General features: G+C 66.6%; 21 protein-coding genes. 10 read left to right on the top strand and 11 right to left on the bottom strand.

The window, feature by feature from the left end:
• Window positions 1-5: 5 nt before the first annotated feature.
• From OKA11_RS07480 to OKA11_RS07490, 3 genes are all read right to left on the bottom strand, one after another.
• Entirely contained in the window at window positions 6-410 is a 405-nt protein-coding gene (locus tag OKA11_RS07480; protein ID WP_267219589.1) for a hypothetical protein, read from the bottom strand.
• On the bottom strand, window positions 407-931 hold the full coding sequence (locus tag OKA11_RS07485) for a 3'-5' exonuclease (RefSeq protein WP_267219590.1): 525 nt from the start codon (window positions 929-931) through the stop codon (window positions 407-409). The genes OKA11_RS07480 and OKA11_RS07485 overlap by 4 nt, the downstream gene beginning before the upstream one ends.
• A 73-nt stretch (window positions 932-1,004) precedes the next feature.
• Window positions 1,005-2,012 carry an adenosine kinase gene (locus tag OKA11_RS07490; protein WP_267219591.1) on the bottom strand — a complete coding sequence of 336 codons (1,008 nt, stop codon included), beginning with the start codon at window positions 2,010-2,012 and terminating at the stop codon, window positions 1,005-1,007.
• A 128-nt stretch (window positions 2,013-2,140) separates the two neighbouring features.
• Between OKA11_RS07490 and OKA11_RS07495 the strand changes: the two genes are divergently transcribed.
• The 3 genes from OKA11_RS07495 (at window position 2,141) to OKA11_RS07505 (ending at window position 4,852) form a co-directional block, all read left to right on the top strand.
• Entirely contained in the window at window positions 2,141-2,629 is a 489-nt protein-coding gene (locus tag OKA11_RS07495) for a hypothetical protein (protein ID WP_323748306.1), read from the top strand.
• Between the two features lie 140 nt (window positions 2,630-2,769).
• Window positions 2,770-4,110, top strand: coding sequence for a sensor histidine kinase (locus tag OKA11_RS07500; protein WP_267219592.1), 1,341 nt, complete (start codon window positions 2,770-2,772; stop codon window positions 4,108-4,110).
• Entirely contained in the window at window positions 4,103-4,852 is a 750-nt protein-coding gene (locus OKA11_RS07505; protein WP_267219593.1) for a LytR/AlgR family response regulator transcription factor, read from the top strand. Before OKA11_RS07500 ends, OKA11_RS07505 begins: the two co-directional genes overlap by 8 nt.
• A 192-nt stretch (window positions 4,853-5,044) precedes the next feature.
• Here OKA11_RS07505 and OKA11_RS07510 read toward each other — a convergent pair whose 3' ends face one another.
• Entirely contained in the window at window positions 5,045-5,374 is a 330-nt protein-coding gene (locus tag OKA11_RS07510) for a UrcA family protein (RefSeq protein ID WP_267219594.1), read from the bottom strand.
• Window positions 5,375-5,658: 284 nt separating this feature from the next.
• On the opposite strand from OKA11_RS07510, the gene OKA11_RS07515 reads away from it, so the two are divergent.
• The 3 genes from OKA11_RS07515 to OKA11_RS07525 are packed head-to-tail and all read left to right on the top strand — an operon-like array spanning window position 5,659 to window position 7,730.
• Window positions 5,659-5,925 carry a hypothetical protein gene (locus tag OKA11_RS07515; RefSeq protein ID WP_267219595.1) on the top strand — a complete coding sequence of 89 codons (267 nt, stop codon included), beginning with the start codon at window positions 5,659-5,661 and terminating at the stop codon, window positions 5,923-5,925.
• 46 nt (window positions 5,926-5,971) lie between these two features.
• On the top strand, window positions 5,972-6,856 hold the full coding sequence (locus OKA11_RS07520; RefSeq protein WP_267219596.1) for a diacylglycerol kinase family protein: 885 nt from the start codon (window positions 5,972-5,974) through the stop codon (window positions 6,854-6,856).
• The gene (locus OKA11_RS07525; RefSeq protein ID WP_267219597.1) at window positions 6,846-7,730 is read left to right on the top strand and encodes a metallophosphoesterase family protein; all 885 of its coding nucleotides are present in this window, start codon (window positions 6,846-6,848) and stop codon (window positions 7,728-7,730) included. The genes OKA11_RS07520 and OKA11_RS07525 overlap by 11 nt, the downstream gene beginning before the upstream one ends.
• A gap of 152 nt (window positions 7,731-7,882) precedes the next feature.
• Here OKA11_RS07525 and OKA11_RS07530 read toward each other — a convergent pair whose 3' ends face one another.
• Genes OKA11_RS07530 through OKA11_RS07540 form a run of 3 tightly spaced genes read right to left on the bottom strand, consistent with a single transcriptional unit; the run spans window position 7,883 to window position 9,561 of the window.
• Window positions 7,883-8,596 carry a GIN domain-containing protein gene (locus OKA11_RS07530; RefSeq protein WP_267219598.1) on the bottom strand — a complete coding sequence of 238 codons (714 nt, stop codon included), beginning with the start codon at window positions 8,594-8,596 and terminating at the stop codon, window positions 7,883-7,885.
• A 28-nt stretch (window positions 8,597-8,624) separates the two neighbouring features.
• On the bottom strand, window positions 8,625-9,191 hold the full coding sequence (locus OKA11_RS07535) for a DUF1700 domain-containing protein (RefSeq protein WP_267219599.1): 567 nt from the start codon (window positions 9,189-9,191) through the stop codon (window positions 8,625-8,627).
• Window positions 9,181-9,561, bottom strand: a complete 381-nt coding sequence (locus OKA11_RS07540) for a PadR family transcriptional regulator (RefSeq protein ID WP_267219600.1) — start codon at window positions 9,559-9,561, stop codon at window positions 9,181-9,183. Before OKA11_RS07540 ends, OKA11_RS07535 begins: the two co-directional genes overlap by 11 nt.
• Before the next feature lie 226 nt (window positions 9,562-9,787).
• On the opposite strand from OKA11_RS07540, the gene OKA11_RS07545 reads away from it, so the two are divergent.
• Window positions 9,788-10,498: a thermonuclease family protein gene (locus OKA11_RS07545; RefSeq protein WP_267219601.1), complete on the top strand. Its 711-nt coding sequence runs from the start codon at window positions 9,788-9,790 to the stop codon at window positions 10,496-10,498.
• Window positions 10,499-10,648: 150 nt separating this feature from the next.
• Here the strand turns inward: OKA11_RS07545 and rpsI are convergent, their stop codons facing one another.
• The 4 genes from rpsI to OKA11_RS07565 all read right to left on the bottom strand — a co-directional run bounded on the left by rpsI (window position 10,649) and on the right by OKA11_RS07565 (window position 13,276).
• Window positions 10,649-11,167 (bottom strand): 30S ribosomal protein S9, encoded by a 519-nt coding sequence (rpsI, locus tag OKA11_RS07550; protein WP_142636517.1) that lies wholly within the window; start codon window positions 11,165-11,167, stop codon window positions 10,649-10,651.
• Entirely contained in the window at window positions 11,167-11,646 is a 480-nt protein-coding gene (gene rplM / locus OKA11_RS07555) for a 50S ribosomal protein L13 (protein ID WP_142636519.1), read from the bottom strand. The genes rpsI and rplM overlap by 1 nt, the downstream gene beginning before the upstream one ends.
• A gap of 146 nt (window positions 11,647-11,792) precedes the next feature.
• The gene (gene cutA, locus OKA11_RS07560; protein ID WP_267219602.1) at window positions 11,793-12,191 is read right to left on the bottom strand and encodes a divalent-cation tolerance protein CutA; all 399 of its coding nucleotides are present in this window, start codon (window positions 12,189-12,191) and stop codon (window positions 11,793-11,795) included.
• On the bottom strand, window positions 12,188-13,276 hold the full coding sequence (locus OKA11_RS07565) for a COX15/CtaA family protein (protein WP_267219603.1): 1,089 nt from the start codon (window positions 13,274-13,276) through the stop codon (window positions 12,188-12,190). Before OKA11_RS07565 ends, cutA begins: the two co-directional genes overlap by 4 nt.
• Before the next feature lie 154 nt (window positions 13,277-13,430).
• On the opposite strand from OKA11_RS07565, the gene OKA11_RS07570 reads away from it, so the two are divergent.
• The 3 genes from OKA11_RS07570 to OKA11_RS07580 are packed head-to-tail and all read left to right on the top strand — an operon-like array spanning window position 13,431 to window position 14,923.
• The gene (locus OKA11_RS07570) at window positions 13,431-13,817 is read left to right on the top strand and encodes a MerC domain-containing protein (RefSeq protein ID WP_267219605.1); all 387 of its coding nucleotides are present in this window, start codon (window positions 13,431-13,433) and stop codon (window positions 13,815-13,817) included.
• A gap of 53 nt (window positions 13,818-13,870) precedes the next feature.
• Window positions 13,871-14,083 carry a sulfur carrier protein ThiS gene (thiS, locus tag OKA11_RS07575; RefSeq protein ID WP_142636526.1) on the top strand — a complete coding sequence of 71 codons (213 nt, stop codon included), beginning with the start codon at window positions 13,871-13,873 and terminating at the stop codon, window positions 14,081-14,083.
• A gap of 48 nt (window positions 14,084-14,131) precedes the next feature.
• Window positions 14,132-14,923 carry a thiazole synthase gene (locus OKA11_RS07580; RefSeq protein WP_267219606.1) on the top strand — a complete coding sequence of 264 codons (792 nt, stop codon included), beginning with the start codon at window positions 14,132-14,134 and terminating at the stop codon, window positions 14,921-14,923.
• The last annotated feature ends 135 nt before the right edge of the window (window positions 14,924-15,058 follow it).

Consider the following 15,058-nt stretch of genomic DNA (forward strand, 5'->3'; position numbering starts at 1 on the left):
GGCCCTCAGCGCACTGCCATCCGCACCGGCACAATCTCGATGACCGGCACTTCCCAGGGGTGAATCGCGAGAATCCGGTCCAGTGCGGTAGCCAAGGCCGTATCCTGCGGCGGGCAGGGCGCATGAACGGCCACGATCGCCGTGGGCGAAAGCGTCATGTGTCCCGCTTCGCCCAGCGTCGGCCGGGCATCCGCCCCGGGCTGAAAGCTCTCCCACCCCGGACCGAGTTCGAACACGCCTTTGTAAAGACCGAAGTCGCCCAGCGGATTGTCCTCCCGGATCACCGCGAGAACGGCGGCCAGCACGGGATCACGCTCGGCAGCAGCGCCGTCCCCCGCCAGCATGGCGGCCAGCGTTTCGGCAGCGACCGGCACATGGATCCGCACCAGGGTCGCGTCACGGGTCTTCATGCAGTCTCGCTTTCCATCAGCAGGCGCACGACCATGGCCAGCCGCTTGGCGTCCTCGCGCGCCAGATGTTCCTTGGGCAGCCGGGTCTTGGCTTCTTCCAGTGCGGCGACGACTTGCGGGCGGGTGAACCCGTGCTCGACCATCCATTCGCCGAGATAACGGATCGGGAAGGGCAGGGCGGCGGCGAGCCCCTGGCACAGCACTTCCAGCCAGTATTCGTCGAGCTCGGCATCGGAATAGACCGCGCAGTCGCCGACGAATTCGATCATCTCCGCAAGGACCTGCGATGCCGGCAGGCCGTCGCAGTCCAGCATCGCGCGGCTGATGCCGTGGAGCGCCTCGGCCTCCTGCGACCAGTCCCAGTGCTCCCAGGCCCGCAGCGGACGGATCAGCCAGGCACGGTTCTCGCCGTCGATCCGGGCGACCGCCACTTCGATGGGATAGGACTGCCCATGCTCGGGCAGACAACTCGCCTCGAAATCGATGACGGCCAGCGCGCCGGCCGGATTCCCATTCGCCATGCTACCTCCGGGAGACCTAGGGTAATGTACCAAGGTCTCCCGGAGCGCATGACGCGTCAATGGTGCGGGAGAATTATCCCAGAACCGACGCGGTGAGCGCCTTGAGGTCCGCTTCGGGGCGGGCGCCGTAGTGCGAGATGATCTCGCAGGCACAGATCGCGCCGAGCTTGAGGCACTGCTCGAGGCTCTTGCCGCGCACGTGGCCGAACAGGAAGCCGGCAGCGAAGAGGTCGCCCGCGCCGGTGGTGTCGACCACGCGGTCGATCGCCTCGGCGCCGATTTCGACGCGCTGGCCGTCCGACAGGGCAACCGCGCCTTCGGCACCGCGCGTCACGACCAGCACCGGGATCTTCGCCGCCAGTTCGGCCACGCCCTTCTCGAAATCGTCATGGCCGACGAGGGCCGCCATCTCGTGCTCGTTGCAGAACAGCACGTCGATCTTGCCGGTCTCGATCAGGTCGAGGAAGTCGGCGCGGTGACGGTCGATCACGAAGCATTCCGAAGGCGTGAAGGCGATCTTGCGACCGGCCGAGCGGGCCGCGTCGATGGCCTTGCGCATCGCAGCGCGCGGCTCTTCCGGATCCCAGAGATAGCCTTCGAGGTAAAGCACGGCGGCACTGGCGATCGCGCTTTCGTCAAGCGCTTCGGCCGGCAGGTAGTGCGAGGCGCCGAGGAAGGTGTTCATCGTGCGCTGGCCGTCGGGCGTCACGAAGATCAGGCAGCGCGCGGTCGGCGGGTTGCCGGGGCGGGCGGGCACGTCGAAAGCGATGCCGCCGGCGCGGATGTCGTGGGTGAAGACTTCGCCCAGCTGGTCTTCGGCAACCTGGCCGATGAACGCGCACTTGGCGCCCAGCGCGGCAAGCCCCGCCAGCGTGTTGGCAGCCGAACCGCCCGAGATTTCGCGGGCGGGGCCCATGGCTTCGTAAAGGCTCGTGGCCTGGTCGGCGTCGATCAGCATCATGCCGCCGCGCGACAGGCCGAGTTCCTCGATCAGCGCGTCGTTGCAGTTGGCGATCACGTCGATGATGGCATTGCCGATGGCGATGACATCAAGAGTGGGCGGCACGGTGGGCTGGGCCATGCGGAAAGCGTCCTTAAAATGATCTGGAAATGTTCGGGAGTTGCCACCGCGAGTAGCGCGCGGCCGGCCGCTTCGCAAGCGCGGCGCGGTTGACAGCCGTTTTCCCGCGCGCGATGCGGGGGGCAATCATGATCCAGACGCGCAAGAACCCGGCCATCCTTCCCGACAATTGCCGAAACGGCCCGAACCGGCGCCTGATCGGGGCGCTGTCGGCCGCCGCGCTGGCCATGATGGTCTCCGCCTGCGGCGGCGGCACGGTGCAGAGCACGCCCCCGCCCACCCGCACGCCGCACCGCACCCCGGGCCGGGTGCCCGACGTGCGCCAGCCCAGCCACGTCAACCGCGCGCCCACGCTCCAGGCGATTCCCGGTGTGGCGGGCGTGATCGGTGCCGACCGGGCGCAACTGGTGCGCCAGTTCGGCGAGCCCCGTCTCGACGTGTGGGAAGGCGATGCGCGCAAGCTGCAGTTCACCGGCACCGCCTGCCTGCTCGACGTCTATCTCTATCCCCCCGCCGGATCGAAGGAGCCGGTCGCGACTTATGTGGACGCCCGGCGCGGGTCCGACGGGCAGGACGTGGACCGCGCCGCCTGCATCGCCGCTTTGCGCAAGCGCTGAACGTCCGTTCGAAAATTCGCTGCAGGCGAGTTTTGCGGCACCGGCCCGCTGCCGGCGCCCGTAATCTTTCGACCAAGGTCGATTCCCGTCCGATTTGCGAACTGGCGCGCCGGGGAGCTTTCGCGCTATCGCGGTAGACCATGTCGGATGTCGCCAATCAGCCGCGCGTACCTGCGCGGGTCGTTCTGCTCTCGCTTGCCGCGCTCTGGGCCTGTTATTTCCTCGTCGCGACGCTGCGCGGGGCGATCATGGGCTACGAATTCGTATGGGCCATCTTCTCGCGCCGGCTGACGATCTGCATTCTCTCGATGCTGGTCATGGCGGCGGTCTGGCCGCTGCTGCAGATGCTGGAGCGCAAGTCCGGCGGCGTGCGGCTGGCGATCGTGCTGATCGGCGCCCTGCCGCTGGCGTTCCTGCTCAGCGTCATCAACGAGACGGTGTTTTCCGACATCGAGATGAGCCCCGCCTACGGCAGCGAGGAAGAGGCCGAGGCGGTCAAATCGGGCAATGTCCGGATCAGCCGCGACGATGCCGGAAACATTCTCCTCGATCTGCCCACGCCGGTCACCCAGCCCGCCCCGCGGCTGCCCGGCACGCCGACCGACGATGCCAGCGCCCCCGCGGCTCCCGTTCCGCCCGAGCCGACCACCACCAGCGACAACAAGGCCCACTCCATCACCATCCACACCAACAAGACTTTGGGTGAGGAATACGGCCGCTGGGCCACGGTGACGGACTATGCCTTCACCCGCTACTTCCTCGTGCTGGCCTGGGCGGCGCTCTATTTCGCGCTGGCCAAGGCGGAGGAAGCCCGCGTGGCGGAGCGCCGCGAGGGCGAGCATCGCCGCGCCGCAGCCGCTGCGGAACTGCGTTCGCTGCGCTATCAGGTCAATCCGCACTTCCTGTTCAATACGCTGAACTCGCTTTCGGCACTGGTCATGACCGGCAAGCAGGACGATGCCGAAACGATGATCCAGACGCTCTCGACGTTCTATCGCCGGACGCTATCCGGGGATCCGACAAGCGACCTCAAGCTTGTCGATGAGATCGAACTTCAGAAACTCTATTTCGACATCGAGGCGGTTCGTTTCCCAAATCGCCTGGTTACGACGATAGATATTGACGATGCCGTTTCCGATGCGATGGTGCCGGGCATGATCCTGCAGCCGCTTGTCGAGAATTCGGTGAAGTACGCCGTTGCCGCCACCCAGCGCCCGGTGACGATCGCCATCCGCGCGCAAGCGGAGGGCGAGACACTGGTAATCTCCGTCAGCGACGATGGCCCCGGCGGCAAGGTCAAGGGCGTGCAGGGCTTCGGCATCGGCCTTGGCAATGTGCGCGACCGGTTGCGGGCCCGCTACGGCAATGCCGCGCAGATCACCTTCGGTCGGCGCGAGGAAGGCGGTTTTGCCACGGTCCTGCACCTGCCGCTGAACTATGGGTCCCCCTCTGCGGGCCCGCTGGAGCATTCTCGTGGCTGAACCCGTACAAAGTCTGGACACCGCGCCGCTGCGCGCGCTGATCGTCGACGACGAGCCGCTGGCGGTGGAGCGCATGCAGGTGATCTGCGCGCGGATCGACACGATTTCGGTGATCGGCACCGCGAGCGACGGCGAGGCGGCGTTGCGGCTGATCGAGGCGCTCTCGCCCGACCTGGTGCTGCTGGACCTGACAATGCCGGAAACCGACGGTCTCACCGTCGCCCGGCGCCTTGGCGGCCTGCCCGAGGCACCGGCGGTGATCTTCGTGACCGCGCATGACGAATTCGCGGTGGAAGCCTTCGATCTCGATGCGGTCGACTACGTGCTGAAGCCGGTCGCCCCGGAACGGCTGGAACGCGCGATCTCGCGCGTCGGCGCGCGGCGCGGCGAACGCACCGTGCCCACCGGCAAGTGGCTGGAGGAATTCTGGGTGCCGCACCGCTCCGAACTGGTGCGTGTGCCCGCCGGCGATGTCGAGCGGATCGATGCCGAGCGCGACTATGTGCGCCTCCATGTGCGGGGCGCCAGCTACCTGCTGCTGCAGACGATCACCAGCCTCGAACAGCGGCTCGATCCCGAACAGTTCATCCGCATCCACCGCAGTTGCATCCTGCGCCGCGATCATGTGACCGGCCTGCGGCACGAGGGCCTGGGCGTCTGGTCGGTCGAGACCGCCGATGGCGAAGCCTTGCGGATTGGCCGGACTTACCTGCCTTCGGTCAAGAAAATGGCGGGCCGCTAGGGCCCGCCAGTCTGCATCCGATTATTTTTTAGGGACTTCGTTGGGCGTCCTCTGGAAGATCCGCCCGGGATCTTCCGGCACCGGCGTCCTCCCCCACCCGACCATGCAGTGAACTGCCGCCGGGTGATCGAGTCAGGGAGAAGGCCGGTGCCGCTCAGGCAGCGCTCGGGCTGCGCATCCCCGGCCGCCGCTTCAGTTGGCGGCGGCGACGCGGGCGCGACCGGCACGTTCAACGGCCATCGCCATGTGGTCCTGCGACTGGGCACGGGCCTTCTTGTAGCAGGCGACGGCCTGGGGATCGCGGATGCGCGTGCCGGTCGAGAGCTGGTCGTAGGTGCAGGCGTTGCGGGCGGCGGCATCGAGGCGGCGGGCGAGCGTCTTCTGGCCTTCAACGGTCGTCAGGTTGAGGTCCGCGTAGCTGACCGTGACGTCCTTGGCCTGGGCCGGGGCGGCAACCGAAAAGGTCAGGCCGGTCAGTACGAGCGCTGCCGCGGCAGCGGCGATGGAAGTGGTCTTGATCATCGTGTTTTCCTCCTGGTGGTGGGCTTTTTGCGGGAAGTCCCCGTTTCGGCCCGGTGAGTTTCTTCTGCCCCGGCCGGCCCCGCGATTCACGCGGACCTCGACCGCAGCGGCCCGCCTGTCGACGAAAGCGCAGTAGAGAGGACGAACGACATGGGCGCTCGACGAAGGACGTCAGCTCAAGTCCTTCCCGTTATTGGACGATGCTGGAAATGCGGTGCGAATCGCCGGTGATTCGCCGCTGAGCTGGCAAGAACCGGCCCATCCATGTACAGTCGCCGGCAGCCATGGGACTTGTCGTCATCTTCTGTCTTGGCGTGCTCAACTTCGCAGCGCACAAGGCGGTGCTCGAATCGGGGCATTCCCTGCTTGGCCAGGTCCCCTGGCTGATCCAGCCGCTCGGCGGACGGCTGAGCCTGGTGGTCGAATTCGCCATGCTGCTCGGCGCCATGGTCATGGTCGCCGCCGGATCGACCGGATGGGCCTGGCTCTACGCCCTCTATTCGATCGTCAACGGCATCGCCGCCTGGCTGATCTTCTCCGGCCGGGCGTGACGCAAGCAACCGGGAACCGCTTGCGGTTCTGGCCGGTTGTGAGGCCATGACGAGCCAAACCTCCCCATCCGCCCCGCGCTGCTGGCTGGTGTGCAACGCTGCAAGCGGCAGCAACGACGATGCCGCCGTGGCCGAAGTCGAGGCCGCCCTGACGGCAGTCGGATTCGTGCTCGAACGCCGTATCGGCTTTCCCGGCGAATCCGCTCCCGAGGCCCCGGAACTGGCGAAGAGCGGCATTGCCCTGCTCGCCATATTCGGCGGCGACGGGACGACCCATTCCGCAGTGGCGGCCGCGCATGGCTGGGACGGCCCGGTGCTGGTTCTGCCCGGCGGCACCATGAACATGCTGGCCAAGCGCCTCCACGGCGACGTGCCCGCAGCCGAGATCATCGCGCGGCTTGCCCCGGACCGGCTGCCGACGAGCCGGCCCACGGTCATTTCCACCCGCCACGGCATCGCGCTGACCGGGATCCTGGCAGGTCCCGGAACGGTATGGAACGAAGTGCGCGAGGCGATGCGCGCGGGCAATGTCCTCGATTTCGTGGCCGCCACCCGCGATGCCATCGCCTGGTCGGTCAATGGTCCCAAGGTCGTTTGCATGCAAGGCAGTGGCAGCAAGGTCGACGGCGCGCGCGAGGACGGCTATGCCGCCATCACCGTGACTCCCGCCGCCAATGGACTTGAAGCGAAAGGCTACTACGCCGAGACGCCCGGCGATTTTGCCGGACAGGGCATTGCCCTGCTCAACCGCGAGTTTCGCGACGGCCCGCACGACCGCCTCGGCCGGCACGAACAGCTCCGGCTGGTCTGCCCTGAAGGCGAACCGATGGGCCTGCTGATCGACGGCGAACCATTCGACGGGGGAACGCAAGAGCATTTCCTTCCCACGACCAGCGAGGTCGATCTGGTGACGACGATCGATGAATCCTGAGGTTTCCGACCATTCCCGCCCCTTGCGGCTGTTCCATCTGAGCGATGTGCATTTCGGGCTCGAAGATCCCGCCGCCATCGCCTGGGCCGAGCAGGCCATCGCCCGCGAAAAGCCCGATGCCGTCGCCATTACCGGCGACCTGACGATGCGCGCGCGGCATCACGAATTCGATGCCGCCTGCGCGTGGATCAAGGGGCTGAAAGCGCCGGTTACCGTGGAAATCGGCAACCATGATATTCCCTATTTCAACCTCTACCAGCGCTTCTTCGATCCCTATCGCCGGTTCCGCGCGATCGAGCGCCAGGTCGAGGCGCAGCTCGATCTTCCGGGCCTTGCCATCGTCCCCTTGCGGACCACGACCCGTGCCCAGTGGCAGCGGTTTCCCTGGTCCAACGGCTGGGTGACCGACGCCGCGCTGCGCGAGACGCTCGCCGCCATCGATGCGCTGCCCCAGGGCACCCGGGTGCTGGTGGCCGCCCATCATCCCCTGCTGGAGCGGCGGGCCCGGGACAACAAGCTGCTGACCATCAACGGCAGCCGCACGATGGAGATCCTCGCCGGCCGCAAGGTCATGGCGGTGCTGTCCGGCCATATCCACGATGCCTTTGATATAACAGAACAAACTCCGTCGGGTCCGCTCAGGATGATCGGTGCCGGAACACTGTCGCGGCGGATCCGCTCGACCCCGCCGAGCTTCAACGAGATCACCATCACCGGCGAGGAGATCCATGTCGTCGCGCGCAATCTCGAGCATGTGCCGACCGCCGCGATGCAGATCGACGAAGTGCCCGAAAACGCCCTGCCGCCGCGCCAGCCGGGCGAGCCGGTGGCTCCGGTCGGCGCGGTTCCGCCGGTCGATCCGCCCGTGCATTGAGAGGCGGCCCTGAAACTGCACTGAAACGCCGCTGAACGACACCTAAGCGGTACTGAAAACACCAAAAAAGGCCGCAGCATCCTGGGTGGATGCTGCGGCCCTGTTCGTTCCGGCTACCGCGGGGCGATGTGCCCCGCCGCAGTCCGTTCCCGTCACTGATAGTCGCGGTCGACCTTGCCGAGACCGTTGATGTCGGTCTGCAGGTGGGCGGGCTTGCGCACCAGCCTGACCGAGCCGATGCCGTTGATCGAGACCGAGACGTCACCCGTCGCGCCGATCGTCACGTTGCCGACCCCGTCGACGCCGACCTTGGCGTCCTGCACTTGCAGCTTGGCGAGATCGAGGTTGCTGGCGCCTTCGGTCTGCACGTCGAGCTTGCGGACCCTGCCCGAGGCATCGAGGTTAATCGCGCCGTCGGCCTTCAGCGTCAGGCTGTCCTGGTCGAGGCCGGTCAGCGTCACATCGCCGGGGGCATCGAAGTCGAAACTTTCGATCTCGGGGGCGGTGATGCGCACCTTGAGGCCCTTGCGCATGTGGATGTCGCCGACGTCGAGCTTGCCGTCCACGAAAGTCAGCTTGTCGACCAGCTTCTGCGGGCCGCTGACGACCATCTCGGCCTTGTCGCCCCTGGTGAAGACCAGCTGCACCGGAACGTTCATCGCCAGGTGGCTGCCGGGCTGCAGCGCGAAAGTACGGGTCTTGTCGGGGCCCTGGTCCTTCTCGTCGTCGCCGAACTCGAAGTTCCAGCCGCCGTTGGCCTCAACATCGCTGCGGATGCGGTCCCCGCCGATCACCCAGGCGGCGCCGAAGGCGACGACCGAGAGGATCACGCCGCTGGCGAATACGATGAGCAGCTTCCTGAACATCTCTTGGTTCCTTTCTCTCTCGTGCCGATCAGGCTTCGGGGTGGATGGCGGGTTCGATCACGCGGTAGTGCAGGCGGCCGAACCACATGAGGGCATTGATGATCCAGATGCTCACCAGCGTGAGCAGCGCGCCGACCGCGACCGCGGCGCTCATCGTGCCGAGACCGCCGAGGAGGGCGACCAGGGCGCCGCCGGGAAAGCCGCTGAACGGCCCGGCAATGAGCACGAAGCCGCCGACGAAGAACATCACCAGCGTCGCCACGAAGAGGCCGAACATCACCCCCAGCACCGGCAGCACGATCGGCAGCAGGATCAGGATGTCGATGGTGGCCAGGCCCATGAAGGCCAGGATCGCACCCCAGGCCGAGGAAGGCGAACGGTCGCTTTCCCAGTTCTTGAAGCCCGCCTCGAAGCGCAGTTCGCGCGCCAGCCGGGCCGGGTTTCCAAGGGCTGCGGCGACGTCTTCCTCGCTGCGGCCTTCGGCGGCGCCGGCTTCGAAGTGCTCTTCGTAGTCGGCGACGATGTCGGCGATGACGTCCTGCGGCACACCCTTGAGACCGGCCTTCAGGCGCCGGATGAATTCGTTACGCGTCATGGCTCTGCTCCCCTTGTGCAACGGGCGCCGAAGCCGTCTCGACCGGCTCTGCCGCGCCTGCGATCAGGCCGTCGACGGCCGCGGTGAAGCCGCGCCATTCGGCAACCTGTTCGGCCAGCCGCGAACGGCCGGTCTCGGTGATGCGGTAATACTTGCGGGGGGGGCCGGAGGGCGATTCCTCGAGGTAGGTCACCACGAGGCCATCGCTCTGCATCCGGCGCATCAGCGGGTAGATCGTGCCTTCGCCCATGTCGACCGCGTCGGCCATGCGGCTGGCGATCTCGTAGGCGTAGCTGTCACCCCGCGAAAGCAGCGCCAGGACACAGAGCCCCAGCACCCCCTTCTTCAACTGGATCTCGATTTCGGACATCGAATCATCTCCTGCGGATAAGGAGTGTATATAACCAGCTACTGTGTAACGCAAGATACCTTGCATGAGAAAATACAGGGCACGGCAAGATACCTTGTTATGACGAGGTATCTTGCCTTGTGATGGGTCGTGCGATCGCGCCGGGCCAGAGAAGGAATTGGCAGGAATTCGCGGTTATGACGGGCATTCCGCAAGATCGCTGCCCGCCGAAAGACCGAACTGCCCCATGCACCGCACCCTCGTCGCTGCACTCCTGATCTGCTCCGGCCTCGCAGCCCTGCCTGCCCATGCGCAAGTCTATTCCGGGCCGGTCGTGGCGGTGGACGGCGATTCGCTGGACATGACCGGGGCGCGGATCCGCCTGTTCGGCATCGATGCGGTGGAGAAGGACCAGACCTGCCAGCGGGGCGGGACCAGCTGGTCCTGCGGTGTCGATGCCCGGCAGGCGCTGGCGGGGCTGGTCGCGGGCCGCGAGGCCGTCTGCACGCAGCAGGATACCGACGACTATGGCCGGATCGTGGCGATCTGCCGGGTGGGCGACATCGATCTGTCGGACGCGGTGGTGCGCATGGGATATGCCGCCGCGCTGCCCCGCTTCACGCCGGCCTATGTGCCCGCCGAAGCCGATGCCCGCGCGCGCAAGGCCGGAATCTGGGCCGGGACGTTCGACCCGCCGGCCGACTACCGCAAGGCCCATCCGCGCGCGCTAGACGCGTCTCGGCCAACCTCTGGGCCAGCCTCTGGGCCAAGATCTCAGGCGGCGCCCCAGCGTGCTCCTGCGCACGCTGCAACCACGCCCGGTGCCGTCTATTTCCGCAATTGCCGCGAGGCATGGGCGGCCGGGCGCGCGCCGCTCCATGTCGGCCAGCCGGGGTACCGGCGCGAGATGGACGGCGATGGCGACGGCGTGGCCTGCGAACCTTTCCGCCGCCGATAGGACGCCCCGGCGTTCGCCCGGCAGTCAGCGGGTCAGGCTGGCAATTCAGGCAGCCAACTCAGGCAGGCAACTCAGGCAAGCAGGCAACAAAAAAGGGCCGCGGTTTCCCGCGACCCCTTTTCGTAAAGCCGTAGCTCTCGAAAAAGCGGATTAACGCTTCGAGAACTGGAAGCTACGACGTGCCTTGGCGCGGCCGTACTTCTTACGCTCGACCACGCGGCTGTCGCGGGTGAGGAAGCCAGCTGCCTTGACGGCGGCGCGCAGGGCGGGCTCGTACTTCGACAGGGCCTGGGCAATGCCGTGCTTCACAGCGCCGGCCTGACCCGAGAGACCGCCGCCCTTGACGGTGGCGATCACGTCGTACTGGCCGTCACGACCAGCAACCTGGAAGGTCTGGTTGATCACGAGGCGCAGGGTCGGACGTGCAAAGTACACTTCCTGGTCGCGGCCGTTGATGATCACCTTGCCGGTGCCGGGCTTGACCCACACGCGGGCCACGGCGTCCTTGCGGCGGCCGGTGGCGTAGGCGCGGCCCTGGGCGTCGATTTCCTGGGCGCGGAGCGGGGCGTTCGAGACGACCGGAGCGATCGTTTCAGCCGAATCGGCCACGGCGACTTCGCCGAGGTCCTTGAGGTCGGCCAGGCTCTGAACGGTTTCGGTATCAGACATTACGCGCCAACCTTGTTCTTGCGGTTCATGGAAGCAACGTCGAGTGCTTCGGGCTGGGTGCCACCGTGCGGGTGCTCGGTGCCGGCGTAGAGGTGCAGGGCACGCATCTGGTCACGGCCGAGCGGGCCGCGCGGGATCATGCGCTCAACAGCCTTTTCAAGCACGCGCTCGGGGAAACGACCGGCGAGAACCTTGTCCGCGGTCACTTCCTTGATGCCGCCGGCGTAGCCGGTGTGCTTGTAGTAGGTCTGCTGCTTGAGCTTGTTGCCGGTGAACTTCACCTTCTCGGCGTTGATCACGACGACGTGGTCGCCGCAATCGACGTGCGGGGTGAAGCTCGGCTTGTGCTTGCCGCGCAGGAGGTCGGCGATGACGACCGCGAGACGGCCAACCACCAGACCCTCGGCATCGATCAGATGCCACTTCTTTTCCACCTCGGCCGGCTTGATCGACCGGGTGACCTTCGTAAGCGCCTTCATGGCTGGTCTATCCCTAATGTTAGGTCGCGGAGGCCGAATCGATCGCTTGCACGAATCTTCACCCTCTGCGGGAAGGCGGCCAAATCGTCGAAATGGCCCTGCAAGTCAAGCAGACCGGGGCTTTTCAGAGAGGTAAAATAATACCGTCAGGATTCCGGGGTGCCGGAAGCCTCCTCCAAGGGCGCTATCGACGCCAGCCAGGCCAGCGTGCCCGGCGCGCCGGTTTCGCAGCGCCAGCCCAGGACCGCGGGTTCCTCGTAAGGGTGCATCTCGGTGAGCCGGGCGACGGCGGCATCGAGCAGGGCGGCATTGGTCTTCACCATCAGGCCGAGTTCGTGCGCAGTGTCCTTCTCGCCGTTCCAGACGAACACCGATGTCATGCCCGGCATCAGGTTGCCGCAGGCGGCCAGGCCTTCGTCGAGCAGGGCGTGGATCACGGCAAGGGCACTGTCCTGATCGGGAAACGGGCTCCAGATCAGCGCGGGCCCGGTCTCGTTTGGCATGGTCTCGTTGGGCCCCGTCTCGTTCAGCTTGGTCTCGCTCACATGCCGATCCCGACCTGGTCGCGGCGGCCGAGGCCATGTGCGCCCCAAGCCGTCGCCGCCACCAGCAGCGCGCCGCCGAGTTGGTGCGCAACCGCCAGCCACAGCGCCACGCCCGACCATACGGTGCAGATGCCGAGGATCACCTGAATCCCGAAGGCACTGTGGATGCCGATGGAAATCTTGCGCAGGCGCAGCGCCTTGAGGCGCCGGGCCATCACGATCAGCACCGCAACGACCGCCCAGGCCCACCAGCGATGGACGAAGTGGGTCAGGAACGGATCGTTGACGAGGGCATGCAGCGTGCCTTGCGCCCACTCGACGCCCTCGGGGAAGAAGGTGCCCTGCATCAGCGGCCAGGCGTCCATGCTGAACCAGCCGGCACCGGCAACGTAGCCCGCGCGTAGGCCCGCCACCATCGCGCCCATGAACAGCTGGAAGAACAGCATCGCCAGCGCCAGTGCGCCAAGCCGGGTCATGCGGGCCGGGGCCTGTCCGCGCGCCAGTTCCCGCAAGTCGAGCGCGGTCCAGACGAGGCCGCCCAGCGTCGTCAGCGCCACCAAGAGGTGCGCGGCGAGGCGGAAGTGACTCACCCGGTCGGCCGCCTCGGCGGTGAGGCCCGAGGAGACCATCCACCAGCCGACCACGCCCTGCAGACCGCCCAGCGCCAGCAGCGCCACGAGGCGCGGCTTGTAGCCCAGCGGAATCGTGCGCTTGAACCAGAACCACGCCAGCGGCAGCGCGAAGGCCATGCCGATCAGCCGCGCCAGCAGGCGGTGGACCCATTCCCAGAAGTAGATGAACTTGTACTGCGCCAGCGTCATGCCCGCCGGGCCGTTGACGTCGATATACTGCGGGATCTGCTTGTAGTGATCGAACTCGGCCTGCCACTGCGCCTGGGTGAGCGGCGGGATGGCGCCGGTGAGCGGCTTCCACTCGGTGATCGACAGGCCGGACTCGGTGAGGCGGGTGATCCCCCCCACCGCCACGATCATCACCACCAGCGCGGCGACAAATAGCAGCCAGCGGACCATGGGGACGATATCGTCGGAAGTTCCGAGCAGCGGGCGACCGTCAGTATGTGTCATGGCCGAAGTCCCTGCGATCTTGCGCGGATTTTCGCAAGGTTAACCTTTGCGCCGGAACCGAAACTTTTGCGTCGGATCGTGCGGGGCGGGCCGGGAGGACATTTATTCCGGGCCGCCCCTTGCATGATGATACAACATCACATAGATGGTGGCCATGCGCAGCACCCTGACAGCGATTCGCAACCGGATGGACCGGGCCGGCATCCTTCTCAGCGGGCTTTGCGCGGTCCACTGCGTCCTCGGCATCGTGCTGGTCGGCTTCCTCGGCCTGGGCGGCGACATCATCGGCGGGCAGGTCCTGCTCTCGCCCGAGATCCACCGCGTCGGGCTGATGCTGGCGGTCGTGGTCGGCGTCATCTCGCTCGGTTTCGGCGTTGCCCGGCACGGACGGGTCGCGCCGCTGGTGATCGGCGGCCTCGGCCTCACGCTGATGGCGGCGGCGATTTTGGTCGGCCACGGCACCGCCGAGTCGGTGCTGACCATCATCGGCGTCTCGCTCGTCGCCTTCGCGCATATCCGGAACATGCGCCACACGCATTGAGCAAGGGTACGATCGGCCCTTTCCAAATCCGTTCCCGGCGCTATCTGCGGCGCATGGCTGCAGACATCTCCCTCACCGTCAACGGCGAGCCGCGCCGCACCGCGTCCGGCTCCAGCATTGCCGACCTTGTCGCCGAAATCGGCCTCGACCCCAGGAAGGTCGCGGTGGAGCATAACGGCGAGATCGCCCCGCGCTCCACGCTCGGCGATGTCATGCTCTCCGACGGCGACGTGCTGGAGATCGTCCACTTCGTCGGCGGCGGCTGACGCGCCGCTCACTTTTCCGAATCCCCTGACTCCCGCTCCCCCGAAAGGATGCGCACCTTGACCGATATTTCTGCTGACACCTGGACCGTCGCCGGCCGCACGTTCACCTCGCGCCTGATCGTGGGCACCGGCAAGTACAAGGACTTCGAGCAGAACGCGGCGGCGGTGGCGGCCTCGGGCGCGGAAATCGTCACGGTCGCGGTGCGCCGCGTCAACGTGTCGGACCCCAAGGCGCCGATGCTGACCGACTACATCGACCCGAAGAAGATCACCTACCTGCCCAACACCGCCGGCTGCTTCACCGCCGACGACGCCATCCGCACCCTGCGCCTGGCGCGCGAGGCGGGCGGCTGGGACCTCGTCAAGCTGGAAGTGCTGGGCGAGGCGCGCACGCTCTATCCCGACATGCGCGAGACGCTGAAGGCCACCGAGATCCTCGCCAAGGAAGGTTTCCTGCCGATGGTCTACTGCGTCGACGATCCGATCGCGGCAAAGCAGCTCGAGGACTGCGGCGCGGTTGCAGTGATGCCGCTGGGCGCGCCGATCGGCTCGGGCCTCGGCATCCAGAACAAGGTGACGGTGCGCCTGATCGTCGAGGGCGCCAAAGTGCCGGTGCTGGTCGACGCCGGGGTCGGCACTGCCTCCGAAGCGGCGGTGGCGATGGAGCTGGGCTGCGACGGCGTGCTGATGAACACCGCCATCGCCGAGGCGAAGGATCCGGTGCGCATGGCCCGCGCGATGAAGTACGCGGTCATGGCCGGACGCGACGCATACCTTTCCGGCCGCATGGCGCAAAGGCGCTACGCCGACCCTTCGAGCCCGCTTGCCGGCCTGATCTAATGGTTAACGGAAGTCTTTAGATCTGCTTCCGCGACTGGTCGTAAGCAAACGATTGCATCGTTAAGCCGTTTGAAAGCTGGACTGCGCAAAAATGATTCTCGTGAGGAAGGCGTGAACCTTCCGCGAATCACGGGA

Origin of the sequence: Novosphingobium clariflavum, assembly GCF_026420865.1 — a bacterium.
GTDB classification, from domain to species: domain Bacteria; phylum Pseudomonadota; class Alphaproteobacteria; order Sphingomonadales; family Sphingomonadaceae; genus Novosphingobium; species Novosphingobium clariflavum.

Bases quoted from the DNA above. Each gene is read 5' to 3' on its own strand.
- OKA11_RS07570 (WP_267219605.1), top strand. From the start codon at position 13,431: ATGCGCAGCACCCTGACAGCGATTCGCAACCGGATGGACCGGGCCGGC.
- OKA11_RS07520 (WP_267219596.1), top strand. From the start codon at position 5,972: ATGACGAGCCAAACCTCCCCATCCGCCCCGCGCTGCTGGCTGGTGTGC.
- OKA11_RS07495 (WP_323748306.1), top strand. From the start codon at position 2,141: ATGATCCAGACGCGCAAGAACCCGGCCATCCTTCCCGACAATTGCCGA.
- OKA11_RS07485 (WP_267219590.1), bottom strand. From the start codon at position 931: ATGGCGAATGGGAATCCGGCCGGCGCGCTGGCCGTCATCGATTTCGAG.
- OKA11_RS07545 (WP_267219601.1), top strand. From the start codon at position 9,788: ATGCACCGCACCCTCGTCGCTGCACTCCTGATCTGCTCCGGCCTCGCA.
- OKA11_RS07530 (WP_267219598.1), bottom strand. From the start codon at position 8,596: ATGTTCAGGAAGCTGCTCATCGTATTCGCCAGCGGCGTGATCCTCTCG.
- OKA11_RS07515 (WP_267219595.1), top strand. From the start codon at position 5,659: ATGGGACTTGTCGTCATCTTCTGTCTTGGCGTGCTCAACTTCGCAGCG.
- OKA11_RS07525 (WP_267219597.1), top strand. From the start codon at position 6,846: ATGAATCCTGAGGTTTCCGACCATTCCCGCCCCTTGCGGCTGTTCCAT.
- OKA11_RS07500 (WP_267219592.1), top strand. From the start codon at position 2,770: ATGTCGGATGTCGCCAATCAGCCGCGCGTACCTGCGCGGGTCGTTCTG.
- rplM (WP_142636519.1), bottom strand. From the start codon at position 11,646: ATGAAGGCGCTTACGAAGGTCACCCGGTCGATCAAGCCGGCCGAGGTG.
- OKA11_RS07510 (WP_267219594.1), bottom strand. From the start codon at position 5,374: ATGATCAAGACCACTTCCATCGCCGCTGCCGCGGCAGCGCTCGTACTG.
- OKA11_RS07480 (WP_267219589.1), bottom strand. From the start codon at position 410: ATGAAGACCCGTGACGCGACCCTGGTGCGGATCCATGTGCCGGTCGCT.
- OKA11_RS07580 (WP_267219606.1), top strand. From the start codon at position 14,132: ATGCGCACCTTGACCGATATTTCTGCTGACACCTGGACCGTCGCCGGC.
- thiS (WP_142636526.1), top strand. From the start codon at position 13,871: ATGGCTGCAGACATCTCCCTCACCGTCAACGGCGAGCCGCGCCGCACC.
- OKA11_RS07565 (WP_267219603.1), bottom strand. From the start codon at position 13,276: ATGACACATACTGACGGTCGCCCGCTGCTCGGAACTTCCGACGATATC.
- rpsI (WP_142636517.1), bottom strand. From the start codon at position 11,167: ATGTCTGATACCGAAACCGTTCAGAGCCTGGCCGACCTCAAGGACCTC.
- OKA11_RS07490 (WP_267219591.1), bottom strand. From the start codon at position 2,012: ATGGCCCAGCCCACCGTGCCGCCCACTCTTGATGTCATCGCCATCGGC.
- OKA11_RS07535 (WP_267219599.1), bottom strand. From the start codon at position 9,191: ATGACGCGTAACGAATTCATCCGGCGCCTGAAGGCCGGTCTCAAGGGT.
- OKA11_RS07540 (WP_267219600.1), bottom strand. From the start codon at position 9,561: ATGTCCGAAATCGAGATCCAGTTGAAGAAGGGGGTGCTGGGGCTCTGT.